At 60.0% G+C, this 23,873-nt stretch carries 30 protein-coding genes; 9 read left to right on the top strand and 21 right to left on the bottom strand.

The genetic code is table 11. The annotated features are described in order from the left end of the window. Window positions 1-2: 2 nt before the first annotated feature. From A7J50_RS12580 to A7J50_RS30625, 6 genes are all read right to left on the bottom strand, one after another. Window positions 3-1,034, bottom strand: coding sequence for an ABC transporter ATP-binding protein (locus A7J50_RS12580; RefSeq protein WP_064452082.1), 1,032 nt, complete (start codon window positions 1,032-1,034; stop codon window positions 3-5). Beyond that, window positions 1,031-1,825, bottom strand: a complete 795-nt coding sequence (locus A7J50_RS12575) for an ABC transporter permease (RefSeq protein ID WP_064452081.1) — start codon at window positions 1,823-1,825, stop codon at window positions 1,031-1,033. The genes A7J50_RS12580 and A7J50_RS12575 overlap by 4 nt, the downstream gene beginning before the upstream one ends. Beyond that, window positions 1,822-2,640: an ABC transporter permease gene (locus A7J50_RS12570; RefSeq protein WP_064452080.1), complete on the bottom strand. Its 819-nt coding sequence runs from the start codon at window positions 2,638-2,640 to the stop codon at window positions 1,822-1,824. The genes A7J50_RS12575 and A7J50_RS12570 overlap by 4 nt, the downstream gene beginning before the upstream one ends. Then, window positions 2,641-3,645, bottom strand: a complete 1,005-nt coding sequence (locus A7J50_RS12565) for an ABC transporter substrate-binding protein (protein ID WP_064452079.1) — start codon at window positions 3,643-3,645, stop codon at window positions 2,641-2,643. It lies immediately after the preceding gene. Continuing rightward, entirely contained in the window at window positions 3,629-4,648 is a 1,020-nt protein-coding gene (locus A7J50_RS12560) for a LacI family DNA-binding transcriptional regulator (protein ID WP_064452078.1), read from the bottom strand. Before A7J50_RS12560 ends, A7J50_RS12565 begins: the two co-directional genes overlap by 17 nt. A gap of 164 nt (window positions 4,649-4,812) precedes the next feature. Beyond that, window positions 4,813-5,196 (bottom strand): c-type cytochrome, encoded by a 384-nt coding sequence (locus tag A7J50_RS30625; protein ID WP_082895873.1) that lies wholly within the window; start codon window positions 5,194-5,196, stop codon window positions 4,813-4,815. 489 nt (window positions 5,197-5,685) lie between these two features. Here A7J50_RS30625 and A7J50_RS12555 point away from each other — a divergent pair, with 489 nt between their 5' ends. Further along, window positions 5,686-6,783 (top strand): carboxynorspermidine decarboxylase, encoded by a 1,098-nt coding sequence (locus A7J50_RS12555; RefSeq protein WP_064452077.1) that lies wholly within the window; start codon window positions 5,686-5,688, stop codon window positions 6,781-6,783. Between the two features lie 28 nt (window positions 6,784-6,811). After that, window positions 6,812-8,056: a saccharopine dehydrogenase family protein gene (locus A7J50_RS12550; RefSeq protein ID WP_064452076.1), complete on the top strand. Its 1,245-nt coding sequence runs from the start codon at window positions 6,812-6,814 to the stop codon at window positions 8,054-8,056. A gap of 416 nt (window positions 8,057-8,472) precedes the next feature. Here the strand turns inward: A7J50_RS12550 and A7J50_RS30620 are convergent, their stop codons facing one another. Then, complete coding sequence (locus tag A7J50_RS30620) at window positions 8,473-9,165, bottom strand: M24 family metallopeptidase (protein WP_082895872.1); 693 nt, start codon at window positions 9,163-9,165, stop codon at window positions 8,473-8,475. Window positions 9,166-9,533: 368 nt separating this feature from the next. On the opposite strand from A7J50_RS30620, the gene A7J50_RS12540 reads away from it, so the two are divergent. Together A7J50_RS12540 and A7J50_RS12535 are read left to right on the top strand one after the other, a co-directional pair. Then, a complete protein-coding gene (locus A7J50_RS12540) occupies window positions 9,534-9,869 on the top strand; it encodes a DUF6124 family protein (RefSeq protein ID WP_064452075.1) in 336 nt (111 codons plus the stop codon). 70 nt (window positions 9,870-9,939) lie between these two features. Further along, window positions 9,940-10,443, top strand: coding sequence for a signal peptidase II (locus A7J50_RS12535; protein ID WP_064452074.1), 504 nt, complete (start codon window positions 9,940-9,942; stop codon window positions 10,441-10,443). 44 nt (window positions 10,444-10,487) lie between these two features. Here A7J50_RS12535 and glsB read toward each other — a convergent pair whose 3' ends face one another. Then, on the bottom strand, window positions 10,488-11,396 hold the full coding sequence (gene glsB, locus A7J50_RS12530; protein WP_064452073.1) for a glutaminase B: 909 nt from the start codon (window positions 11,394-11,396) through the stop codon (window positions 10,488-10,490). 54 nt (window positions 11,397-11,450) lie between these two features. After that, a complete protein-coding gene (locus A7J50_RS12525) occupies window positions 11,451-11,795 on the bottom strand; it encodes a hypothetical protein (protein ID WP_064452072.1) in 345 nt (114 codons plus the stop codon). Between the two features lie 91 nt (window positions 11,796-11,886). Between A7J50_RS12525 and A7J50_RS12520 the strand changes: the two genes are divergently transcribed. Then, the gene (locus tag A7J50_RS12520; protein WP_064452071.1) at window positions 11,887-12,234 is read left to right on the top strand and encodes a hypothetical protein; all 348 of its coding nucleotides are present in this window, start codon (window positions 11,887-11,889) and stop codon (window positions 12,232-12,234) included. Window positions 12,235-12,904: 670 nt separating this feature from the next. Here the strand turns inward: A7J50_RS12520 and A7J50_RS12515 are convergent. Beyond that, window positions 12,905-13,315, bottom strand: coding sequence for a hypothetical protein (locus tag A7J50_RS12515; protein ID WP_064452070.1), 411 nt, complete (start codon window positions 13,313-13,315; stop codon window positions 12,905-12,907). 109 nt (window positions 13,316-13,424) lie between these two features. Here A7J50_RS12515 and A7J50_RS12510 point away from each other — a divergent pair, with 109 nt between their 5' ends. After that, window positions 13,425-14,276, top strand: a complete 852-nt coding sequence (locus A7J50_RS12510) for an AraC family transcriptional regulator (RefSeq protein WP_064452069.1) — start codon at window positions 13,425-13,427, stop codon at window positions 14,274-14,276. On the opposite strand, the gene A7J50_RS12505 is transcribed toward A7J50_RS12510, so the two are convergent. After that, a complete protein-coding gene (locus A7J50_RS12505) occupies window positions 14,277-14,918 on the bottom strand; it encodes a ribonuclease T2 family protein (protein ID WP_064452068.1) in 642 nt (213 codons plus the stop codon). Window positions 14,919-15,007: 89 nt separating this feature from the next. Next, complete coding sequence (locus tag A7J50_RS12500; RefSeq protein WP_064452067.1) at window positions 15,008-15,988, bottom strand: Gfo/Idh/MocA family protein; 981 nt, start codon at window positions 15,986-15,988, stop codon at window positions 15,008-15,010. Window positions 15,989-16,114: 126 nt separating this feature from the next. On the opposite strand from A7J50_RS12500, the gene A7J50_RS12495 reads away from it, so the two are divergent. Continuing rightward, complete coding sequence (locus A7J50_RS12495) at window positions 16,115-16,477, top strand: NUDIX hydrolase (RefSeq protein WP_064452066.1); 363 nt, start codon at window positions 16,115-16,117, stop codon at window positions 16,475-16,477. A gap of 302 nt (window positions 16,478-16,779) precedes the next feature. Here the strand turns inward: A7J50_RS12495 and A7J50_RS12490 are convergent, their stop codons facing one another. The 4 genes from A7J50_RS12490 to A7J50_RS12475 are packed head-to-tail and all read right to left on the bottom strand — an operon-like array spanning window position 16,780 to window position 18,626. Further along, window positions 16,780-17,274, bottom strand: a complete 495-nt coding sequence (locus A7J50_RS12490) for a periplasmic heavy metal sensor (RefSeq protein ID WP_064452065.1) — start codon at window positions 17,272-17,274, stop codon at window positions 16,780-16,782. Continuing rightward, entirely contained in the window at window positions 17,271-17,702 is a 432-nt protein-coding gene (locus A7J50_RS12485; protein ID WP_064452064.1) for a hypothetical protein, read from the bottom strand. The genes A7J50_RS12490 and A7J50_RS12485 overlap by 4 nt, the downstream gene beginning before the upstream one ends. Next, window positions 17,699-18,277: an RNA polymerase sigma factor gene (locus tag A7J50_RS12480; protein ID WP_064452063.1), complete on the bottom strand. Its 579-nt coding sequence runs from the start codon at window positions 18,275-18,277 to the stop codon at window positions 17,699-17,701. The genes A7J50_RS12485 and A7J50_RS12480 overlap by 4 nt, the downstream gene beginning before the upstream one ends. A 37-nt stretch (window positions 18,278-18,314) precedes the next feature. Continuing rightward, complete coding sequence (locus tag A7J50_RS12475; protein WP_064452062.1) at window positions 18,315-18,626, bottom strand: YXWGXW repeat-containing protein; 312 nt, start codon at window positions 18,624-18,626, stop codon at window positions 18,315-18,317. A 225-nt stretch (window positions 18,627-18,851) separates the two neighbouring features. Between A7J50_RS12475 and A7J50_RS31605 the strand changes: the two genes are divergently transcribed. Next, on the top strand, window positions 18,852-18,992 hold the full coding sequence (locus A7J50_RS31605) for a hypothetical protein (protein WP_167353692.1): 141 nt from the start codon (window positions 18,852-18,854) through the stop codon (window positions 18,990-18,992). On the opposite strand, the gene A7J50_RS12470 is transcribed toward A7J50_RS31605, so the two are convergent. Further along, entirely contained in the window at window positions 18,989-19,237 is a 249-nt protein-coding gene (locus A7J50_RS12470; RefSeq protein ID WP_064452061.1) for a DUF1652 domain-containing protein, read from the bottom strand. The genes A7J50_RS31605 and A7J50_RS12470 overlap by 4 nt on opposite strands. A 245-nt stretch (window positions 19,238-19,482) precedes the next feature. Here A7J50_RS12470 and A7J50_RS12465 point away from each other — a divergent pair, with 245 nt between their 5' ends. Continuing rightward, complete coding sequence (locus tag A7J50_RS12465) at window positions 19,483-20,427, top strand: sensor domain-containing diguanylate cyclase (RefSeq protein WP_064452060.1); 945 nt, start codon at window positions 19,483-19,485, stop codon at window positions 20,425-20,427. Window positions 20,428-20,980: 553 nt separating this feature from the next. Here A7J50_RS12465 and A7J50_RS12460 read toward each other — a convergent pair. The 4 genes from A7J50_RS12460 to A7J50_RS12445 all read right to left on the bottom strand — a co-directional run bounded on the left by A7J50_RS12460 (window position 20,981) and on the right by A7J50_RS12445 (window position 23,588). Further along, on the bottom strand, window positions 20,981-21,427 hold the full coding sequence (locus A7J50_RS12460; protein WP_064452059.1) for a GNAT family N-acetyltransferase: 447 nt from the start codon (window positions 21,425-21,427) through the stop codon (window positions 20,981-20,983). Window positions 21,428-21,510: 83 nt separating this feature from the next. Continuing rightward, window positions 21,511-22,419 (bottom strand): helix-turn-helix transcriptional regulator, encoded by a 909-nt coding sequence (locus A7J50_RS12455; RefSeq protein WP_064452058.1) that lies wholly within the window; start codon window positions 22,417-22,419, stop codon window positions 21,511-21,513. A gap of 36 nt (window positions 22,420-22,455) precedes the next feature. Further along, window positions 22,456-23,151 (bottom strand): fumarylacetoacetate hydrolase family protein, encoded by a 696-nt coding sequence (locus A7J50_RS12450; RefSeq protein WP_064452057.1) that lies wholly within the window; start codon window positions 23,149-23,151, stop codon window positions 22,456-22,458. Window positions 23,152-23,258: 107 nt separating this feature from the next. After that, window positions 23,259-23,588, bottom strand: a complete 330-nt coding sequence (locus A7J50_RS12445; RefSeq protein WP_064454919.1) for a hypothetical protein — start codon at window positions 23,586-23,588, stop codon at window positions 23,259-23,261. Between the last annotated feature and the right edge of the window lie 285 nt (window positions 23,589-23,873).

Genomic DNA, 23,873 nt, shown 5'->3' with positions numbered 1-23,873 from the left:
TCTCACGCATTCAGGGTGAACAACATGTGCGGCGCAATGGCCAGGGCAATCGGCGCGCCGACGCTGTGCAACTGGTTGTCGCTGCTGTCCACCAGCAGCGGTTGTGGGCCGCCGACATCCACCAACAGGCGGCTTTGTGCCCCCTGGAAGAACTGCGCCAACAGGTGGCCGTGCAAGTGCCCCTCGCCCTCCATCACGCGCAGGTGTTCGGGGCGGCAGTACACGGTGCCGGGGCGGTCGGCGGCGTGCCACGGCAGCTCACCGCCGCAGACTTTCAGGCCATGGGCGGTGCGGTCGAGTACCACGAAGGCATTGAGATTGCCGACGAAACCGGCGACGAAGGCGTTGGCCGGTTGCTGATAGATCTGCCGTGGGCTGGCCAGTTGCGCTACACGCCCCTGCTCCATCACCAGGATGCGGTCGCCCAGGGCCATGGCTTCGCCCTGATCGTGGGTGACAAATACCGAGGTGATGCCGAGCCCGCGCAGCAGTTGGTCCAACTCACTGCGCAACCGCTCGCGCAATTGCGCATCGAGGGCGGCCAGGGGTTCATCCAGCAACAGCACTTTAGGCCGCGGAGCCAGCGCCCGAGCCAGGGCCACGCGCTGACGCTGCCCCCCCGAGAGTTCATGGATGCTGCGCTTGCCGTGGTGCTGCAAGCCCACCAGTTCCAGCAACTCTTCACAGCGCTTGTTGCGCGCCGGCGCCGACACACCGCGAATCTTCAAGCCGTAGACGATGTTGCCGGCCACATCCAGGTTAGGAAACAGCGCGTAGTTCTGGAACACCATGCCCACATCGCGACGCTCGATGGGCAGGCGGGTGACGTCTTGATCGCCGAAAAACACCTGGCCCACGTCCGGGCGCTCCAGGCCGGCAATCAGGCGCAGGGTCGTGGTTTTGCCACAGCCGGACGGGCCGAGAATGGCCAGGGTTTCACCGCCCTCGACAGTCAAATTCAGGTCATGCACGGCCACGGTGCCGTCGGCGAATGCCTTGCGACAGCCCTGTAACCGGATAGTGATAGCGGTCATCGACGCTCTCCACGGGACAAACGAGCACTGATGGCCTGCAGCGCAATCAGCAGCGGCACGATCATCAGCAAAAAGATAAGGGTGTAGGCGCTGGCGATTTCCAGGCGGGCCGAGGCGTAGCTGTCGGCCAGGCCTACGGGCAGCGTTTTGGTCATGGGTGTATGCAGCATCCACGTCAGGTTGAATTCACCCAGGCTCAGGGTCACCACCATCAGCACGCCGGCGAGAATCCCCGCCCGGCAGTTCGGTACTACCACGCTGAAGAAGCGCTTGATCGGCCCTGCGCCGAGGCTCGCCGCCGCCTCCTCCAGCACCGGCAGTTGCTGGCGTTGCATCACGGCCATCACCGGGCGCACCAGAAACGGCAAGGTGAACAGCACGTGGCCGACGAGGATGAACAACCAACTGCTGCGAAACGTGCCGAACTGGCCGTAGGTCAGCAGCAACGCCAACGCACTGGCCAACCCCGGCATTGCCACCGGCAGCACCATCAGTTCTTCGAAGGCGCGACTGAAGCGGTTGTTCATCCGCACAAGGGCATAGGCCGCAGGTACGCCGATCACGCAGACGCATACCGCGCAGGCCAGGGCCAATTGCAGTGACAGCCACACGGTCGGCGAATAGGCCTGCCACACCTGGATCAGCCAGTCGAAGGTCAACCCACTGGACAGGCCGACAAAGAAGTTGCGCGTCAACCCGGCCAACAATGACATCACCACCGGCACCAACATGAAGGCGCACACCAGCAGGGTAAACAGCAGTTGAATCACAAACAGCGAAGAGCGCTTCACAGGACTGTCCCCGCGTTTTTCACCAGCCGCCGTGTCAACAGCAACACGGCCCAGGTCACCGCCCCCAGCACCACCGACAGCGCAGCGGCGACGGCAAAGTTGGCGTAGTTGGTGAACACGTTGTAGATCGCCACCGGGGTGACGTTCAGTCGCGTGCCCAAGGTAAAGGCTGTACCAAATGCGCCCATTGAGGTGGCAAAGCAGATCGCCCCGCAGGAGGCGAGCGCGGGTGCCAAGCCCGGCACGATGACGTCGCACACCACGCGCCAATGGCCCGCCCCCAATGAATGAGCGGCTTCTTCGAGGCTACGGTCGAGGCTTTCGCACGCCGCCATCACCGTGAGAATCACCCGTGGAATCGAGAAGTACAGGTAGCCCACGAACAGCCCAGCCAACGAATACGCAAAGATCCAGCGCTCACCGGCCAGTTGCAGACCCAAGGCAGCGAACAGGCCTTGGCGCCCGGCCAACAGGATCACCAGAAAGCCCACCACCACCCCGGGAAACGCCAGCGGAAAGGTCAAGAGCGCCACCAGCGCCGAGCGCCCGAAGAAATGCTGGCGCGCGAGAAAGACGCCGCTGATGCCGCCGATCAGTAACGCGACCAACGTCACCACCAGCGCAAGGATCACGGTTTGCCCCAGGCTGCCCAGGTACTGCGCACTGCTGAGCACCTGCCAATAACCGCTGCCTTGGCTGTCGCGGCTTTGCGCGCCGAGCACCACCAGGTGCGCCAGCGGCAACAGCCAGAACGCGAGCAGCACCGCAAAGGCCGGGGCCAATGCCCAGGCGGCGTGTTTTGCCGATGCGGCCACTTACTTGACCTCGTTCAGGTAACGGGCGGCGAAGGCTTCCTGCACAGCGGCCATTTTTTCGTAATCGACCACGCCGGCACGCGCGTAGTCGCTGTCCGGCAGGAACTGCGCGGCCACATCGGCCGGCATTTTCATCGGCCGTACAGGGCGCAGGTAGGCCTTGGCCCAGAGCGCCTGGCCTGCGTCGGACAGCACGAAGTCGAGGACCTTTTCGGCATTCGCGCGATGCGGCGCGTTAGCCACCAGGCTCATCACGTACGGCACGCTGATGCTGCCCTCTTTGGGGATCACGAAGGCGACATTGGCGTTGTCCTTGTAACGCGCGCGGTAGGCGTTGAAGTCGTAGTCCACCAGGATCGGCAGCTCGCCGGACAGCACCCGCGCATAGGCCGTCTGCTTGGGCACGATGGGCGCGTTTTTCGCGAGCTTCTGGAAGTAGTCGATGGCTGGGGCGAAGTTATCCAGGTCACCGCCCAGCGCGCGGTTGATCGCCACGGCGGAGACGTAGCCCACAAACGCACTGGACGGGTCCAGGTAACCGACCATGCCTTTGTACTCAGGTTTGAGCAGGTCGGCCCAGCCTTGCGGCACGGGCAAGCCGCCCAGCGCGTCGACGTTGACCATGATGCCCAAGGTGCCGGAGTGAATCGCAAACCAGTGGCCGGCCGGGTCCTTCAAGCCGGCAGGGATCTGCTCCCAGCCTTTGGGTGTGTAGGTGTCGACCACCTGGGCTTTTTGCGCCTGCAGGCCGAAGGTCACGCCGTAATACACCACGTCCGCCACCGGCGCGGCTTTCTCGGCCACCAACTGCGCCAGGGACTGGCCGGAGTTCTTGTTGTCCAGCGGCACCTGCACGCCGGTGCTGGCGGCGATGGCCTTGAGTTGGCTGCCCCAGTCCGCCCAATCGGGCGGGCAGTTGTAGCAAATCGCGGTTTCGGCGGCGTGGGCCAGGCTGGCCGCGCCGCACAGCAGCAAGGCTGCCAAGGTTTTACTGAACGCGCGCATCAAGCGTCTCCTCATGGGGTTGAGTGCTTTCGCCGGGCCGGATATGGCAAGGCAGGCAATGGGAAATCGGGGAGTTACCGGCGATCTGCGCCAGCAGTTGATCGATCACGGTGCTGGCGAGCAGCGCGATGGGTTGCACCACGCTGCACAGGGTCGGGTGCATCTGGGTGCCAAGCGATATGCCATCAAAGCCCATGACCGAGAGTTGCTCAGGCACATTCCAGGCGTTGCGGCGCAACTCGGCGATCAGGCTGATGGCAAGAAAATCGTTGGAGCACACCAGCGCGGTCGGTGCCTGGGGGCCTTGCAGAAAGGGCTCGATGGCCGCGAACTCGGCCTGGGTGTGGGCTGGCATCTCGATGACCGGGCGGCTGTCGAGCCCGTACGCTTTCATCGCGTCGCAATAACCGGCGTAACGCAGGCGAGCGCGATCCGACTGCAATGCGGGGCCGGCGACCATGCTGATGCGTCGGTGCCCCGCTTCCAGCAAATAACGCGTGGCCAGGGCCATACCCGCGCGGTTATCGACCGACACCGCGCTGTAGCCGGGATTGCTCGGTTGGTGATACGCCAGCACGAACGGCGTTTGTTCGGTGGCGAGGCTGTTGAGCACGCTGTTGCTTTCGGCGTCGGTCACCGTCAGCACCAGGCCGTCGACGCGTTGGCGCAACAACTCTTCCACCACCACGCTTTCGCGTTCGCTGCTGTAGTCGGTGGTCGCCAGCAACAGGCTGTAGCCGCGCAACCGTGCCGCACGCTCCATGGCCTGGAACTGTTCGGCGAACACCGGGTTGAGCAGGTTGGGCACCACTACGCCAATCAGCTGGGTGGTTTGCAGGCGCAATTGGCGGCCGAGCAAATTGGGCCGAAAGCCCAGCTCACGAGCGGCGGCGAACACCTGCTCACGGGTGGCCGGGCGCACCTGGTCGGGTGAGGCAAAGGTGCGGGCGGCGGTGGCGCGGGATACGCCAGCCAGCCGTGCAACGTCTTTCAAGTCAGTCATTGTCACTCGCTTGAGATCGATCTCATTGGCGAGGACAGTAGCGAGGGAATGTGGCAGGAAGGTGGTGGGCAGATTACGGTTTGATGTCAGTGCTATCCGCTTCAGTTGAGGCGGCTTTTAACCGAGAGTGTTCATTAACGATGTACCCACCTCACTTCTCACCCTCATCGAGTGTTTGAAATCACACCCCGCATGTATTGATTTAAATCGCGAAAATCCTGAACCTTCCAGGCAAAGGGCGAGAGCTTTACTCCGTTCTCTTGCAACGTCCTTGGGATCAAGTCTCCATTGGGACGAAGTATTATCGATGACACAATAACGCCCGGATAATCGTTGAGCCGTTTCTTGAAAGCAGACGTTGTAAGGTCAGGTGTAGGCGGATTGCTCTTATGCGCCAAGGGCCCTGTTCCCTTGAGGTCTGTTCCGTGGCACATCACACACCGCTGCGAATAGAGGTTTTTACCATTGGTGTTATCTGCGGCGGAGGGTGAAGTTTGAATGAGCGATAACATGCCCAGCGACGCGATGAGTACTATTTTTGTTTTCATGTTTTATGGGGCCTTGTTGTAAAAATAAGCGCTGAACCAAGGGCAAAAGCCGCAAGGCTATTGCAACACTTAATATCCTCGATAACGTTTGAACTGCGGCTCCCAGGCGCTGACTTCGCGGGACGTGACGTTCAACTCAAACGGTGTTTCGCCTGGCCTGCCCAGCGCGAAAACAAAACCATAAGCTATTGATTCAAATCAGAAATAACTTTTAAGCTGGTGAGAGATCCGTCATTCTCCATTGCGTTGCCCTTGCTGGCAAGGATCGCCCAGAGAGGCTTATGAGCAATCTCGGCTCAACGTGATGTGTGCGCTTCATCAAGGCAGTTGCGCTCACCGTCGGTCGGTGTCATACCCCTGGACAGTCATATTCAGGCGCTATCCTTGGAAACCCGGCGCGCAAAATCCGCCCGCTAACCTTTCGATTCGATCCAAGTGCGGGCACAATGCGTGTCCTTTTTTGGCAGGCACCGCCGCAGGCTCTCAAAAATGATCAAAACGCCGTACTACCTCATCGATAAACAGAAGCTTCTGGTCAACATGCAGAAGATTGCTTACGTGCGCGAACAGTCCGGCGCCAAGGCCCTGCTGGCGCTCAAGTGCTTTGCCACCTGGTCGGTGTTCGACTTGATGCAGGAATACATGGACGGCACCACCTCGTCGTCGCTGTACGAGTTGAAGCTCGGCCGCCAGAAGTTCGAAGGCGAGGCGCACGCCTACAGCGTGGCCTGGGCCGACGATGAAATCGAGGAGATGCTGGATAACTGCGACAAGATCATCTTCAACTCCATCAGCCAGCTGCAGCGCTTTGCCGAGCGTTCCGAAGGCAAGACCCGCGGCCTGCGTGTGAACCCGCAGGTGAGCAGTTCCGACTACCTGCTGGCCGACCCGGCGCGCCCGTTCAGCCGTCTGGGCGAATGGGACCCGGTGAAGATCGAAGGCGTCATCGAGCAGATCTCCGGCTTCATGTTCCACAACAACTGCGAGAACGGTGACTTCAACCTGTTCGACCAGATGCTCAACACCATCGAAGAACGCTTCGGCGCGCTCCTGCACAAGGTCAACTGGGTCAGCCTCGGCGGCGGCATCCACTTCACCGGTGAAGGCTATGCCATCGACGCCTTCTGCCAGCGCCTCAAGGCGTTCTCGCAGAAGTACGACGTGCAGGTGTACCTGGAACCCGGCGAAGCGGCGATCACCAACAGCGCCTCGCTGGAAGTGACCGTGCTCGACACCCTCTACAACGGCAAGAACCTCGCCGTGGTAGACAGCTCCATCGAAGCCCACCTGCTGGACCTGCTGATCTACCGCCTCAACGCCAAGCTGGCGCCGAGCGAAGGTGAACACACCGTCATGGTGTGCGGCAAATCCTGCCTGGCCGGGGACATCTTCGGCGAGTATCAATTTGATCGTCCGCTGGCCATCGGCGATCGGCTGTCGTTCATCGACACCGCAGGCTACACCATGGTCAAGAAAAACTGGTTCAACGGCCTGAAAATGCCGTCCATCGTAGTGAAACAACTCGACGGTACAGTCGAGGTGGTTCGTGAATTTGGTTACGACGACTACCTGTCCAGCCTTTCGTAAGCTGGCGGATAAAGGAGAGATAAAGCAATTGAAAAAGAACGTTCTTATCATTGGTGCAGGAGGTGTCGCCAAGGTGGTGGCCCACAAGTGCGCGCAGCACAACGACGAACTCGGTCGTATTGCTATCGCGTCGCGCAACATCTCCAAATGCCAGGCCATCATCGACAGCGTCAAGGCCAAGGGTAGCCTCAAGGTTCCCGCCGAGATCCAAGCCTTCGCGCTGAACGCCCTGGACGTGGAAGCGACCAAGGCCCTGATCCGCGAGACTGACTCGCAGATCGTCATCAACGTAGGTTCCGCGTTCCTCAACATGTCGGTGCTGCGCGCCTGCATCGATACGGGCGTTGCGTACCTCGATACCGCCATCCACGAAGAGCCGGGCAAGGTCTGCGAGACCCCGCCGTGGTACGGCAACTACGAATGGAACCACCTGGAAGAGTGCAAACAGAAGAACATCACCGCCATCCTTGGCGTGGGCTTCGACCCGGGTGTCGTCAACGCGTATGCCGCGCTGGCGCAGCAACAGCATTTTGACCGCATTGATTCGATCGACATTCTCGACGTCAATGCCGGCAGCCATGGCAAATACTTCGCCACCAACTTCGACCCGGAAATCAACTTCCGCGAATTCACCGGGCAGGTGTGGAGCTGGCAGAACAGCCAGTGGACCAGCAACACCATGTTCGAAGTCAAACGCACCGACGACCTGCCGGTGGTCGGTTCGCAGAACCTGTACCTGACCGGCCACGATGAAGTGCACTCGCTGTCGAAAAACCTCGACGTGCCCAACGTGCGTTTCTGGATGAGCTTCGGCGAACACTACATCAACGTGTTCACCGTACTGAAAAACCTCGGCCTGCTCTCCGAAAAGCCGGTCACAACCGCCGAAGGCCTGGAAGTGGTGCCGTTGAAAGTGGTCAAGGCCGTGCTGCCCGACCCGTCTTCGCTCGCCCCTGGCTACACCGGCAAGACCTGCATCGGCGACCTGGTCAAAGGCACCAAGGACGGCCAGCCGCGTGAGATGTTCATCTACAACGTGGCGTGCCATGAAGAAGCCTTCGCTGAAACCGACAGCCAGGGCATCTCCTACACCGCTGGCGTGCCACCGGTAGCCGCTGCGTTGCTGGTTGCGCGTGGCGAGTGGGATGTAAAACACATGGCCAACGTCGAGGAGCTGCCGGCTGAGCCGTTCCTCAAGGCGCTGGATGTGATGGGGTTGCCGACTCGGATTAAAGACGAGAACGGTGACCGTGCTTGGGATGCGACTGCTTGAATAGGCGTTAGCTGACTGAACAAAAAAATGCGCCCCACGGGGCGCATTTTTTGTTTGGGTAAATGGGTATCCAGAAACCAATGACGATCCAAATGTGGGAGGGGGCTTGCTCCCGATGACGGTGTGCCAGTTGAAAATTCTGTAACTGACCCACTGCAATCGGGAGCAAGCCCCCTCCCACATTTTGATTTGCGGCGCGCCTGGTACTCCTGAGTTGCTCAGCGCCCGCAAGCATTGCCACCACCGACCGATCATTCAAAGCCAATGAAGATCAGAATGTGGGAGCTGGCTTGCCTGCGATGGCGATGGGTCTGCCAACACATCCATCACTGAAAGACCGCTATCGCAGGCAAGCCAACTCCCACAGTACATTTACACCTCCAGGATTTTCGCACCGCTTCACGACCGCGTTTAGCTCACAACTCGCAGGCGTCACCCTTGTCATTGAAGAAATAGATATTCTCGTGCTTGTAACCCCACCGCCCGCCCCGTTCGCGGACATGCGGCTCGAAGGTAAAACACGCCACCTCATCAAGACGCCGCTGATTGCCCGCTTCAATGTAAAGCCGCTGATCACGCCGCTCGCAGAGGCTGTGGCCAACATTGGCGGCAAAATCCAGGTTCTCGAAACCGGCCGTCTCGATCAAATCATTGGCAAATTCATACAGCGCATTGAAGGTGGTTTCAGGCCGCACAAACCGCCGCATGCGCTCATGCAATTCGCGTTCAGTCGCATGGCCACGGCTGAATTCAACACCGATCGGCACCGCCCGGCAAACGCCCTCTTCCATGTAAAACGACCGAGCACAATCGCCCCAAAGGCTGCCTGACCTTGGGCTCAGGTCCACCGTTATCAGGTTGTGGGTTCCCACCGGTTCCTCTGCAGGCCGATAGTCACGGCCAGACACGGAAAGCAGGCTGCGCGAACCGAGCAATACAAAGGCCGGGCAGTCGTAATACCAAGTGTCCGGGTAGCCGGCTTCGGTGAGTAACTGTGTGGCATTGCGGGCGATGGAGCTTTCTGTAGAGTCGGGCGTGATGCACGCGATGAGCTGCTGCAACACCTTCTTTGCTGCGGTTTGGACGACATCATTCAGCGGTTTGGGCATGGTCGGCATCTTCCTTGAGCCGGTGCAGTTTACGCGATTGCAGAATCGTTCGACGCCAGATGCTCTCGGACGTTTCCCACGGGGATTTCAGGTTGTCGGTCGGAAGTGCGCTGACTAACCTCTGTGCCGTCGCTGCCAGCTCAGTGACCGGACTTGACCGTCCGATTAATTAGAGGACTGCTACAGCCAGAACCTATTTCAGGCGTTTTTTTTACGCCTGAGGTATCGTGTTGCGGTAGCTGTGCGCGGGATACCTTCGGGTATGCCGGATTTCCTTTGATTGCCGGTCGGTCAACCCGCGTACGGCTGCCACCCTCTTCGCTTGACCGCGAATGTTGGCAGCGCCACTTAATCTTAGGAAGTTCACCATGATTAAAGACAGCCCAAATCCCCCCGGCCATCCAGACTTCGACACCAGCACCCTGCACGAAGTGGCCTACCGCGCGATCAACCATTACCTCAACCCCGGCAAGCCCATTCCCGAACCCAGCGATGGCCTCTTCACCGTGCGTGCCGACCTGGGCACCGAAACCTTGCTGGTCAACGCATCACAAGACCTGGCGTCCATCAGCGACATTGCCAACCACCTGGCCTTCGAAATCGACGGCTCCCAACGCAATGTCGCGCTGGGCATCTGCCGAATGCTCGAAGGTGTGCAACTGCTGGTCGACAAAGCACTGAATGTAGCCCACCCGACGGCTTGAGATGGACGAGGTAGAGCGCCTGAGCTATCTTCGGGCGCTCTATCGAAAGCCCGGAACAGGAAGTTACCGCTTGAGCACGTCGCCCCTACTGCGAGGCCGCACCTTCGCCCTCCTCGCCGGCCTCGCCTTTATTGCCGTCGACCAGCTAGTCAAACTGCTGGCCCTGGTTTCACTACCAACCAACAGTTTCAAACTCGGCTCCAACCCTATCAACCTGGTGCTGGAACTGAGCCTTAACCCCGGCGCCTTTCTCAGCCTGGGCGCGGCGCTGCCGCCGCAGGTCAAACAACTGATTTTTATCGTCGGTGTGGCCGTCGTGGTTGCGTGGGCAATGGGGTGGTCGCTGTCCAACTGGAGCCTGCCGCTTCGCAAGGTCCTGCCGCTTTATGCGATCGCCTTGGGCGGTATCGGCAACCTGATCGACCGGGTATTTCGGGACGGCCATGTTGTTGATTACATGGTGCTGAACGTGGGGCCGACGCATACCGGCGTGTTCAATATTGCCGATATCGCGATTACTGCCGGGGCGTTGTTCTTGATGCTCGATCTGTTCGTGAAGCCGCGCAAAGCTTAGGCATAAATGGGGATTTACGGCCACCGCCGTAAACCCCCAGGCCCTCAAAACACCGACCACCCAATCCGTTCACTCAACAACTCCAACGCCTTCATCCCCGCCAGCGAGTTGCCCGCCGCATTCAGCTCCGGCGACCACACGCACACCGTAAACTGCCCCGGCACGACCGCGACAATCCCGCCGCCGACCCCACTCTTGCCCGGCAGACCGACGCGATAAGCAAAATTGCCCGCCTCGTCATACAGCCCGCTGGTGGCCATGATCGAGTTGACTTGCTTGGTCTGACGCGCGGTCAGGATTTGCTCGCCGCTGTGGGCGCTCGTGCCTTCGTTGGCGAGGAAGCTGAACGCCTTGGCCAAATCCAGGCAGCTCATCTGCAATGCGCAATAGTTGAAATAGCTGTGCAGCACCGCGTCCACGTCGTTGTGGAAGTTGCCGAAGGACTTCATCAGGTACGCCATGGCCGCGTTGCGCGCGCCGTGTTGGGCTTCGGATTCGGCGACGACGCTGTTGACCAGAATCTGCGGGTTACCCGACAGGCGCCGCACAAAGTCGCGCATCGAGAGGATCGGCACGGCAAAGCGCGACTGGTTGATATCGCAGATCACCAAGGCACCGGCGTTGATAAACGGATTGCGCGGGCGGCCGCGTTCGAATTCCAGCTGCACCATGGAATTGAACGGTTGCCCCGAAGGCTCGTGGCCCAAGCGTTCCCAGATGGTTTCGCCGCCGTGGTCGATGGCCTGCACCAGGCTGAACACCTTGGAGATACTCTGCACCGAGAACAGGGTGTCGGCATCACCGGCGCAGTAGGCGGAGCCGTCGTTGCCATACACGGCAATGCCGAGTTGATTGGCGGGCACATCGGCCAGCGCGGGGATGTAGTCGGCGACTTTGCCCTGGCCGATCAGTGGACGAACTTCGTCGAGGATCGACTCGAGCAGTGCCTGCATGTCTTGTCCGGTCATGTTTCTTTGAATCAGTGATAGCGGGGCGCGGAGGATACTTCAATGCGCCCGAAAGCCCCACACTATCTCTACCACCCGCTCGGCAATCACCAGGTAAACCAGGATCAGCAACAGCTGCAACGCCAGGTGATAACGCAGCTTGGCGAGCCGGCGAATGCCATCGCTGATGTTCAATAACATCAACACGGCCGACAGGATAATCAGGCCCCAGCCGGCCACACTGGAGGCGAACATCCCAATAAATAACTCACGTTGTCCGAGCAACGTATTGGTCCCCGCCGCAAACAGCAGCGCGCACACCAACAGGTTCTTCACGTTGTCGAAGATCTGCGTGCTCAAGTCGTTTTCCAGCCAGCTCAAATAGCGTTTCCATAACGTTTGCATGCGTCAGTTCCGGGTAGGGTTTGCTCGTCAATCAAAGTAGCTTAATAGCCCGTACACTGCACCGCTGCGCTGACTCCTCGAGGACTTTTGCATGAAGTTGATAATTGGCCTGACCGCCCTGCTGCTGGTATCGGCTTGCACGACAACCGCTCACACCCGGCCACCCGCACAGGACGCCACCGCCTCCACCTGCCTGGCGGGCGGTGGCGCGATGAAGCAAGTCGGCAAGTTGCAGCGCTGGACGTGCATCACGCCCTACAAAGACGCGGGCAAGGCGTGCACCGATTCAAGCCAGTGCGACGGTGAGTGCCAGACCAACGTGACCACGCACGCCGGCAACGGGCCTGTCACGGGCGCCTGCCAGGTGGATAACAGTCACTTCGGCTGCTCGGCAACGGTCGAGAAAGGCCAACTGGGCCGGGCGATTTGCGTGGACTAATGCGCACCACTTAACCCCCTGTGGGAGCTGGCTTGCCTGCGATGGGGCCGTGTCAGCCACCATCGAGGTGCTGACCCACCGCCATCGCAGGCAAGCCAGCTCCCACAAGGTTTGTGCGGTGCAGCTTAGAAATGCGCCACATCCGATAGCATCACGCCATACCAAGACAGGGGCGAGGCGTGTACCGGCGCCTGCCAGGTGGATAACAGTCACTTCGGCTGCTCGGCAACGGTCGAGAAAGGCCGACTGGGCCGGGCGATTTGCGTGGACTAATGCGCGCCACTTAACCCCTGTGGGAGCTGGCTTGCCTGCGATGGGGCCGTGTCAGCCGCCATCGAGGTGGCTGACCCACCGCCATCGCAGGCAAGCCAGCTCCCACAGGGTTTGTGCGGTGCAGCTTAGAAATGCGCCACATCCGATAGCATCACGCCATACAGAGACAGGGGCGAGGCGTGTACCGGCGCCTGCCAGATGGATAACAGTCACTTCGGCTGCTCGGCAACGGTCGAGAAAGGCCGACTGGGCCGGGCGATTTGCGTGGACTGATGCGCGCCACTTGGCCCTGTGGGAGCTGGCTTGCCTGCGATGGGGCCGTGTCAGCCACCATCGAGGTGGCTGACCTACCGCCATCGCAGGCAAGCCAGCTCCCACAGGGTTTGTGCGGCGGCGTTTAGAAATGCGCCACATCCGACACCTGTTCATCCAGCACATCCCGCGCCAGCGCCCAGGCGCGGTCCCTGGACTCGACCACCAGCAATGGGTAGCCCCAGGCTTTGCCGAACGTAACGGCAAACGGCTTGAGTGCCAGGCGCTTGGCCGCGCTCGGCTCGACCTGGATCATGCCTTTGACGTACGTGCGCAAGGCCTGTTTGTTTTTCTTCATCCAGATCGAGGCGTGTTTGCGCTCTTCGTGGGAGTGTTCATGGTTGCTTTCGTCGACGGCTTTTTCGTGCAGCAGTACGAATGATTGCTCGCGTGCCAGCAGGCGTTCAAAAATCACGAATGTGTCATCCGGGCCGCCTTCGTTGGGGGCGTCAAACACGATTTTCACCACAGGGAACGTCGAACTGTCGAGTCGCATGGCAGAGTTCCTAAATGAGAGTAGATCTCACTATAGAGCTCATCCCCCTGGACGGCATTGCATAAAATAGCCAATATATTTCGCAATTCAGCCAAGCAGCGAACCCGCCATGCAACGCCATCGCCTTGATCAGCACGACCCTGCCAGGGCCAGAGACGCCGACGTGATCCCGCGCGCGGTCGTGGCGGTGGGCGCCACCAGCACGTCCGAGAGCTGGGAACACGCCGCGCACGCTCATCGCAAGGGCCAGTTGATCTACACGCTGCGCGGGGTCATTCATTGCCAGATCGAGGCCGGAATCTGGATCGTGCCGCCGCAGTGCGCGCTTTGGATTCCCGGTGGTCTGTCGCATGCCGCACGGGGCTCCGGGGAGGCGGAAGTGTATTGCCTGTTGATCGATCCGGATGCCGCCGGCGCCCTGCCCGCGCAGTGCTGCACCCTGGCGGTGTCCGGCTTGTTGCATGAGCTGATCAGCAAGGCGGTCAGCTTCCCGCACTTGTATGAAGAAGACAGTGCGCAGGGGCGCCTGATCAGCACGCTGCTGGACGAACTGGCGCAGGCCCCGGTTGAAGCCCTGCACCTGCCCATGCCCCGGGACCTGCGGCTGCGGCGCCTGGCCGACAGCCTGCTGGCCGCCCCGGCAGATAAAGCCACGCTCGGCCAGTGGGCCGTGCGCATTGGCATGAGCGAGCGCAGCATGACGCGCCTGCTGTTAGAGGAGTTAGGCTTGAGTTTCGGGCGCTGGCGCCGGCAGTTGCATGTGATCCTGTCACTGCAACGCCTGGCCAAGGGTGAAAGTGTGCAGCGGGTCGCGCTGGACCTGGGTTATGAGAACGCCAGCGGCTTTATCACGATGTTCCGCAAAACGGTGGGTCAGCCGCCGGCACGTTACCTGGCGGATCGGGCCGGGGCGTCGAGCGCAACGGCGCCTGCCGCCATCGCATTGCACCCCGGTACGTGATCAACGCTGAACCGGAATCCGAATGTCCCCACCCTTGCACTGGGTCTTCACACTCTTTGGGCAGCCGGCGAAGCGCAGTTCCTTGCTCAGGCACACCCGCACTTCGGACAACACCTTACCCTTGCAGATGACGGCCATGCCATGGTCGCCCATGGCCGGGTTGCTCTGGCGGAACAGGCTTTCAATCGCCTGCGCATCCAGGTAATTCGGCACGTTGAACGGCTGCAATTGCTGCGGAATCTGCACCGCTGCCAGGGCCGTATCGGTCGCGTCCAGATAGCGCGAAGCCTCCAGCCCGCTGCAGGTGCCGTGCTTGGCCCACTCATGCTTGAGCAGGGCCTGTGTCGGGAAGATCAACGCCCCTTTGGCCAACTCCTCGGCCGACAACCGCGATTGCGCATCACACGAAGCCGGCCAACCACCTTTGGCGTACTGCGGCCACAGCCCATGCAGTACAAACCCATAGCCTTTGCCTGAACATTGCTCGTTACCCGGGTGCGTCCGGCAGAACGTTGGTGACCATGATAATGACAGCACATAAAAATCAAAATCCCCCGCCGGCCGTTGCTCCCGTGGTGCCGCTTGCGTCGCCATACTGGCCAGCACCAGCCCCAGCGCCATTAAGGCTGCCTTGTAGTTCATCGATCCATTCCTTGAAAAAGTAAGCGACTAGTGTCGGTCCTGGCCAGTGCCAACCGACAGTCGCAAAAGCAACGCCCGCCATAGGAAAATCAATCAGGACGGCGCGGATTGCGTAGCAATACTTTATCCAGAATTCGATCCGTCTTCAGCGCCTCGATCGCCAGTGAAGGATGCTCGGCTTCCCCACGAATGTGCGCGTTCATGGACTGCACGTGATGCCATTGGATATGTTCATGGCAAGGCACTTCCAACACTTCGTCAACCTCACCTTCAAGACGCAACGGCTCGTCCTCGAACACCGCAAACGTGATGCGGCCAGCGCTGCCGATCAGCTCCACCCGGTCTTCGCGGCGATCCGCGACAAAGTTCCAGCAGCCCATGCCCAGCGCGCCCGAACTGAAGGTCCAGCAGGCCGTCACCGCATCCTCAGCCGCATACTGCCCCGCTTGTCGTGCAGTAAAACCGGTGACTTCGACGATATCGCCCGCCAGGTACTGGAACAGGTCAAACCCATGGCTGGCGAGGTCGGCAAAGTAGCCGCCGCCGGCGATGGCCGGGTCGGTACGCCAATTGGCAGGGCTGGCGTCGGCGGGCGCTGGCGGCTTGCACAGCGACCAGGTCACATGGCGCAACTCACCGATGCGCCCGTCCCGCAGCCAGTCGCGCACTTGCTGAAAGCGTGGCAGCGAACGGCGGTAGTAGGACACAAACAAGTACAGCCCGGCGCGCTCGAAGGTGCGCTGCATCAGCGCGCTTTGCTCGGCGTTGATGGCCATGGGCTTCTCGACGCAGCAATGCTTGCCCGCCGCAGCCACCATCAGGCTGTATTCAAGGTGGCTGTCGGGTGGGGTGGCGATGTACACCGCGTCGACTTCAGGGTCGTCAATCAGTGCCTGGGCGTCGGTATAGAAACGGGCAATGCCGTGGCGTGCCGCATAATCGCGCACAGCGGCTTCGCGGCGCCCCATCACGGCCACCAGCGCAGAACCTGGCACTTTGTAGAAGGCGGGTCCACTCTTTAACTCAGTGACACTGCCACAGCCAATCATGCCCCAACGTACGGTATTCATCAGTTGTCCTCGTCCGTTTTATCAAGGGGGAAGTATCCACATCACCACCCGTGCGCGCCACCGCCGATTAGCATGACAATTGCATTACACTTTCATGACAGTCATTCAACTAGGGAGGTGTAGACCTTGAAAATACGTGCAACCGTCATTTGCAAACATGAGGAGCGCATCCTCTTCGTGCGCAAGGCCAGGTCAAAATGGGCATTGCCGGGCGGCAAGGTCGAGCGTGACGAGCGCCCGGTCGGGGCAGCCGCACGCGAGCTGCAAGAAGAAACCGGGTTGAACGTGGACGGCCTGCTGTACTTGCAGGAATTGAAAGCCCGCGACACGGTGCATCATGTGTTCGAAGCCTCGGTGGTGAACATTGCCGAGGCGCACCCACGCAACGAGATCATTGATTGCCGGTGGCACGCTTATAGTGCCATGGACGAGCTGGACACCACCGACGCCACCCGGCACATCGTCAAATCCTTCCTGCGTCGCCTCTGACTCCCCGCCTCACCCCGCCTTCCGTTTTCTGCCGTTCGACAAAGGATTTGACGAACGCGGCAGCGGCTGTACGTCTTGCCTCGGCCATCCAACCGCTTTAATCCGCTGATTGTCGTGCGCACGGGTCTGCACCGGACGTCACGAATGTTGGGGATTTCGGTGTTGCATCAAGTGGGTATGGCGAGGTTGCAGGTGGACAGTGCGCTTAGATCGCAAAGACCGAGTCGCCTGCATCGCAGGCAAGCCAGCCCCCACAGCTGACCGGGCCTGACTCAGGAGCCAGGTCGTCACCTGCATACAGATCAAGAACGCGGTTTATTCCCCGCGACCTGGGGGAGTTTCTCCTTGGTTTTGCCCTGCCCGCGCTGGTACAGCGCCTCGACCAGTTTCTGCCGTTCATCCTGGGGCAAGTTGCTTGCGAACTGCGCCAGTGTGGCATCCACCAGCGCCCTGAGCGCGACATCCGCTTCGCGGGCCTTGGCCAGTTCGGCCACCAGTACATCGTGGTCCAGCGTCGGCGCTTCGAGTTGTTTGATCACACCCAGGCGCGCTTCGCGACCGGCCATGATCAGCGGTTGGCTGTCAGCACGGTTATGCCGCAGCAGTTGGCGCAACTCTTTGCGGCGCTCTGCCGGCAACTTGATCATCGCCTGGCGCAGGCCGTGCTGGTTGACCACCGCTTCGGCGGGCTTGGCAGTGGCCATCCAGTGATACAGGCCGCCACCTACACCGCCGATCAGGAACACGTTGAGCAACACCGAGACGACCAGCCAGGGTTTAAGGGATTTTACGGTCATTGCTCGGTTTCCTCGGCGTTGACAGTGAAGACGACGTCGGCATCGCCCTGATCGAAGACACTGGGCAGCACTTCGGATGACAACATGGGCAATGGCACACTCAACGACGCCACCAGCACCCCGGCGGCGATACCTGCAATCCCCACACCGACCAGGCCGGCGGGCGATAACCAGTTGGCATAGCGCGACCAGAAAGAGGCGCGTCGCGGGGCGGATTGGCGAATCTGCCGTGCCAGTGCCGGATCTGCGCAGGCCAGTTGATGGTTGTCCAACTGCCCATCCAGCCAGCCCGCATCGCACAACGCCTCGCGCGCGCTGGCGTTACCGCTGTCGAGCAAGGCCTGGGCCGCGGCCTGTTCAGCGATGGGCCAGCGGTGCAAGCTGGCTCCATAGGCATCAGCCAAGTGCGCAAATCGTTCAGGTGTCATGATTTTCCCCTTCCTGGGCGGGCAAGCCCGGGTGTGTCGGCAAGTTGGCTGCGCAACTGGCGGCGGGCCCTCGACAGCAGGCTCTCCAGTGCCTCGACGCTGATATTCATCAGAGCCGCGGCGTCGATGTTCGACAGCTCCTGATAGTACTGCAGCACAATGGCTTCGCGCTGGCGCTCGGGTAACCTGGCCAATGCAGCGGCCATTCGGGCACTGCGGTCGGCTGTTTCCAACTGTTCATCCGGGGACGGCGCGCTGTCCGCCAGTGTCAGCGCCTCCTCCTCGTTCAACGGGCGTTCCTTGCGCCGGCGCAGACGGTCATGGCACAGGTTGAGCGCCACCCGGTGCAGCCAGGTGTCAAAACGCGCTTCGCCGGCGCGCCAGTTGGCCGCCTGGCGCCAGATCCGCAGAAAACTTTCCTGGGCGACGTCCTTGGCTTCGTCGGCATCCCCCAGGATCCGACTGGCGAGCGCGAGCAAACGCGGCAACTTGCGCGTTACCATTTCGTTGACGGCGGCAGGCTCGTTGTTGCTGATACGCGCCAGTAGCTCAACGTCCGGATCAGTGTCTTTCAATCGGGTAACTCTCGGTCCGCAGGCTAAGTATCAAATTTCAGCGGACCCAATGGCCTTCGCGCCAATACCAGTTCGGGCCACGGGATTCCCAGTGCCCAGGCTCCCAGCGGGCATTGCGCATCACCGGCTGCCAATGGCCCGGCACCCATGCATAGGCACCGCGTTCCCATTTCCAGTGGCCACGGTCCCACGCGTAGCCCGGGCGTTCGGCAGGGATCACTTCAACCCGTTCTGCCGGAGGCGCCTGGCGGATGATCACTTCGGTCTGGGCAAAGGTCGGGGTACTGACAAGCGCGGCAAAGGCCATCGGGATCAACAGGGCATAGCGCAATTTGGCCAGTGTTCTCATGGCAACTCCTCCATATGGCGAACGAAAATGCTCGCTGCTGATGAGTTCAACGGCGTGCGCCGAAAAATCCGTCGCACGTCGCGCAGCTTTTTTTCAAGGCCGAGATTGAAAGGAGTATTGCTCAGGGGATGAGGGGGCTTGATGAAATGTGTGCAGGCATCGCGACGGATTTGCGCAGGTGGCGGCGTTCAAGAGGTAACGCAGAACACACAATGAGGAAATATCATGTCCCGTCGACTCTATATGCTGGTTGCCGCCCTGTTGATCGTCAGCCTCAGCGGCTGCGTGATCCTGCCGGAACACCGGCATTGCTGCTGGCGCTACTACGGCGCAGTGTCCACGCCCACCAGCACCGTCAACAGCTAGCCCACCGCAGCAAAGCCACGGCGCCCGGCCTTGATCTCGGTGCGCAATTCGCCAATCAGGTTTGAGATGGAACGGATGCTGTCCAGGCCTTGGGGCGACACCCGGGTCAGCAGCAAGTCGACACGACCGGACGCCGGCTCGAACACGCTGATGCGCAGCGAGCCGTCGCTGTTGAGGCTGCAATCACAGGAAAGCGGGAGGAAGCCCACGGCCATGATGCGGTTGAGTTCGATGATCGAAATCATGCTGAGCCCCCGTCCCTGGGTTCTACCCTGTTGGTGTGATGCACCCAGCATAGATAAGGTTTTGCCTGCTACTGAACAATTAATTCAAAAGTGATACCTGTGCCGCATTTTGCCCTGTAAATGCTGGTGCGCTGACGCCAGAAACCCAGCACACGACCTCTCGTCCGTCACTTTGGCGAAGGCTTGACTCGCGGCGTGGTTCAAAAGACGCTCTTGGCTTTTCGCCATCACTCGAGCAGCCCGCCATGAGCATCAATCCACCGAGCCAGCCTGATAGTGACGTGTACAGGACGCTGCTGGAGTCGACCAAGGCCATCCCCTGGCGCATTGACTGGCAGACCATGACCTTCAGCTATATCGGACCGCAGATCGAAACGTTGTTGGGCTGGACCCCGCAAAGTTGGGTCAGCGTGGATGACTGGGTAGAACGGATGCACCCGGACGACCGCGAATACGTGGTGAATTTCTGCGTGTCGCAATCACGCGCCGGCGTGGACCATGAAGCCGATTACCGCGCGCTGACAGTGAACGGCGACTATGTGTGGATTCGCGACGTGGTGCATGTGGTGCGCAAGGACGATGAAGTCCAGGCATTGATTGGCTTTATGTTCGATATCAGCGAGCGCAAGAAGACCGAAGAACACCTGATCCGCCTGCAAAAACAACTGGAGGAGTATTCTTTTCAGGACGGCCTCACCGGCATCGCCAACCGCCGGATGTTCGACACCGTACTCGAACGGGAATGGGCCAGCGCGCAGCGAAGCCAGCTGCCGTTGTCGTTGATCATTCTCGATATTGATTTTTTCAAGCAGTACAACGACCACTACGGCCATCTCAAGGGCGATGAATGCCTGCGCCAGGTGGCTCGTACCTTGTCGCTGGCGGCCAACCGGCCACGGGATTTCATCGCACGTATCGGCGGCGAGGAGTTTGTGTGGTTGCTGCCGGAGACCGACGCGGCATCAGCCAGGCAGGTGGCCCGACGCTGCCTGCATCTCATCTGCCAGCAGCAGATCGAGCACGAATTTTCAGCGGTTTCCCAGTTACTGACGCTGAGCCTGGGAGTCGGCACCCATGTCGTTACACCGAACAGCGCGATGCTGGGGTTTGTCGAATCCGTCGACAAGTTGCTGTACCAGGCCAAACGTAATGGACGGATGCGAGCGGAGTTTGCCGATATTGAAACTTGACGTCGAAGTCAAACTCCGGGCAAAAAAAATCCCAAGTAGCTGATGGAAACTTGGGATTTAAAAATGCATAAACCGTGGGAGGTGAACGCCCGGCAATACTACCGACTGGATAAACCTGTCACAAGATTATTTTAATCCTTTCGTCGGATTAAAAGCGTCGTAAGTCATTCAATAACCACACAATTTTCAGGGTGTCGAAGACTAAAAGTGCCACTTTTTGGTGCAATTAAGCGTTATAACCCTAACGACTTCTCGGCTGTATTTCCGCTATTAAAATGGGGTTATTGCCTACAACGGCGCGACACTGTCGGAATACCGCTGTCTTAATTGTTTGCAGGCTTCGGGCGACTCAAAGCCTGCGGGCGATGCCGCGCGAGCAACGTTTTCTATACGTTGGCAGAGGGCCAGGCGCTCTGCTGCCTCTTGCCGATCACGGTCTACCTGGGCGTTAAACCGTATAAAACAGACGCCGAGCAGCACCGCCACGCACAGAACCCCGATCGAAAAATAGCGAAAGCTGTTGGCCGGAGAGGGTTCTGGTAGGTTCATTGCTTTAAGGCGCCCTGCTCTTTTCATAACGGACATCGTCGCCATCGACCTGTCCCACCTTCGACCAACCCAGTCGTTGGTAAAACCCATTGGCCCTTATCTCATCACGTCCATCCGTGACCAGAAACAACCTGTCGTGGCGTTCGAACAACGCGGCTTCAGCCACCGCCATCAGTCGGCGGCCCAAGCCACGGCCCTCGTAGGCAGGGTGCACGAACATCGCAAACACCTCGCCTTCGGCCACGTCGACCATGGAAAACGCGGCGGGTTGGCCATTCACGTGCGCGACCCATACACACGGCGCTTCGCGGATGCTGTCTGCCAACACCTGCGGCGTAATGCCAAGGTCGGCCAGCTGTGCACGACTCAAGTGGTTTTGCAGCACCGCGGTGCGGATGGCAAACAAGCTGTCGATATCCGCAAGCGTCGCCAATCGTACGAGGTTTTCCATGAACGCCTCCTCCCCTACAACATGCGATTGTATGCAAATAGAAACATATACATTGTGGTGGATTTGTAAGAGAAAGCGCGCGACTACAAGGATTCTGTCTGCTGCCGACGGCGAAACTGCCCTGGGGTCAAGCCGTGGGCCTTACGAAAACACCGGGAGAAATACGCTTGATCCATAAACCCGCAGCGCTGGGCGATCACACCGATCATTTGCGCGCTGTTGAGCAATAAGGTGCGCGCCAACTGCATGCGACGGTCAAGCACCCATTGGGAAAAGGGTTTGCCGGTTTCTTTGCGTAGCAGATGAGTGAGGTAGTTGGGCGACAGGAACGCAGCGGCCGCCGCGTCGGTCAGGTTGAGCGTCGGTTCGTGCAGATGCTCGCGAATATAGCCCTGCAGCCTTGCCAGGGCGTCTTTGCGACCGCGCCGCGTGGCGTTATTGGCGGCAAATGCCTGCAAGGGTTCGGCGTACTGTTCGCAGACGAGGCCGACCAGTTGGAATAGATAGCCTTTTAGTCGCTCACGGGCGCCGAACGTGCGATGGGCGTCCAGGGTGCGCATATGCGCGAGCCAGGTTTTCACTTCGTCGAAGGCCGCGTCGTCGAGAATGAAATCCAGTTGCTCCTGAAAGCGAAACGGCGACAACTCCGGCGCCTGGCCGATGGGGATGTCCTCCAAATCCAACGGATCGCAGGTCAATTGCGGCAGGAAAAACGCCTGGCTGAAGTTGATCAGCATGAACTCGCCGTCTTGCGGGTGGGGAATCACATGCAGGCGATGGGGCAGGATAAACGCCAGGGCTTTGTGCGGAAACGGTCGCACCGCGCCGCCGATATGTTGCACGGTGTCGCCGCCCAGGTTGATCTGGATCTGGAAGTATTCATGCCGATGCGGGCTGGTCAGCGCCGCCCGCCCGCGTCTATCGCGGATATAGAAGTCGGGGCGGTCGCTGCGTTGCTCCATGCCATAGGTGGTGACGCGGGTGCCTGGCATAACAGTCTCTCGGGTGGCCTGGGCACCACTTTAGCCTCAACCTTGGCCGAGGGTGAAACTCAACTCGCCAACGCCGTCGATGCCGGCGGTGACCACATCCCCCGGCTGCAACGCGCCGACGCCCGCCGGGGTGCCGGTAAAGATCAGGTCACCGGCCTTGAGTGCTACCGATTTGGAGGCGTGGCTGATTACTTCACTGACCGACCAAATCTGATCGGCCAGGTCGCCGAGCTGGCGTTGCTCACCATTGACCTTGAGCCAGATTTTGCCGCTCGACGGGTGCCCTACCGCACTCACAGGCTGCAACGCGGTACTGGGCGCCGACTCATCGAAAGCCTTGGCCCATTCCCACGGACGGGAGAGCTTTTTCGCCTGGGCCTGCAGGTCTCGGCGAGTCAGGTCAATGCCGACGCCATAACCCCATATATGCGAAAAAGCCTGTTCCGGGCTGATATCCACCCCGTCTTTGCCGATGGCCACCACCAGTTCCACTTCGTGGTGCAGGTCAGCGGTCAACGGCGGGTAAGCAATCACCCCTTTGGCCGGCACTACCGTATCCGCCGGCTTCATGAAGAAAAACGGCGGCTCGCGATCCGGGTCATGCCCCATTTCGCGGGCGTGCTCGCTGTAGTTGCGGCCTACGCAGAAGACGCGACGCAGCGGGAAACGCGCGTCGCTGCCTTGTATGGCCAGGGATGGGGTTGGCGCGGGGGTGAATACGTAATCAGTCATGGCCTGTGCCTCTTGGTTTACCTGGCGCCAGTATGGCGAGGCACGCCAGGGCAAAGTTGGACAGGTTTACGCAAATTTTGCACTGGCCAGTGCAAATCGCCGGTGGATCATTTGCGCGCCACTTTGTAACGCAGGCAATCCTGATAAAAACTCTGACGAATCACCTCAGGTTTGAGACGTGAAGGGCTGTCATAAGTCTGCTCGGTGATGCCCATCGCCATCATGCGCATCCACGATTTGCTGAACTTGATGGTCTGGATCTTCTGCCGCGCGGCATACAGCGACACGCCCGACAGTTTGAGTTCCTGAGCCCTGGCGGCGGTGCCTGCGCCCCAGCTGCACATGTACTTGTCACCTTCGCGCAGCTCCCGTGCCTGCACGGCAGCCGCGCCGCCGGCCAGGGAGCAGGCGATCAGCATCATTCCAACAGTGCGCATTTGCATCCCCACCTAACCACCTGAAAATAAAAGCGATTCTGGCGAGAATTTTGTTACAAAGGGGCCATTAAATTGCCTTATCGACGACTTATCGCTCCTGCTAGGTCGCACTCGCGCGGTTATCCAAGTAGGCATAGGCCGCCGTGGTGTCGAGGTTGTCGTCAAGGCTGGCGCAATGAGCTGAATCGCTTTTTTGTGTAGGCCTTCGGGTTAGTTTTTTGCGGTTTTTACCCGCTTAAAGTCATCTATTTCTGATTTTTCCAACCACTCGTCCAGCCGCTTTTT

Source organism: Pseudomonas antarctica (assembly GCF_001647715.1).
In the GTDB taxonomy this organism is placed as follows: domain Bacteria; phylum Pseudomonadota; class Gammaproteobacteria; order Pseudomonadales; family Pseudomonadaceae; genus Aquipseudomonas; species Aquipseudomonas antarctica_A.
Note: the sequence above shows the minus strand (reverse complement) of the source record. Positions and strands in the feature narration are given on the sequence as shown.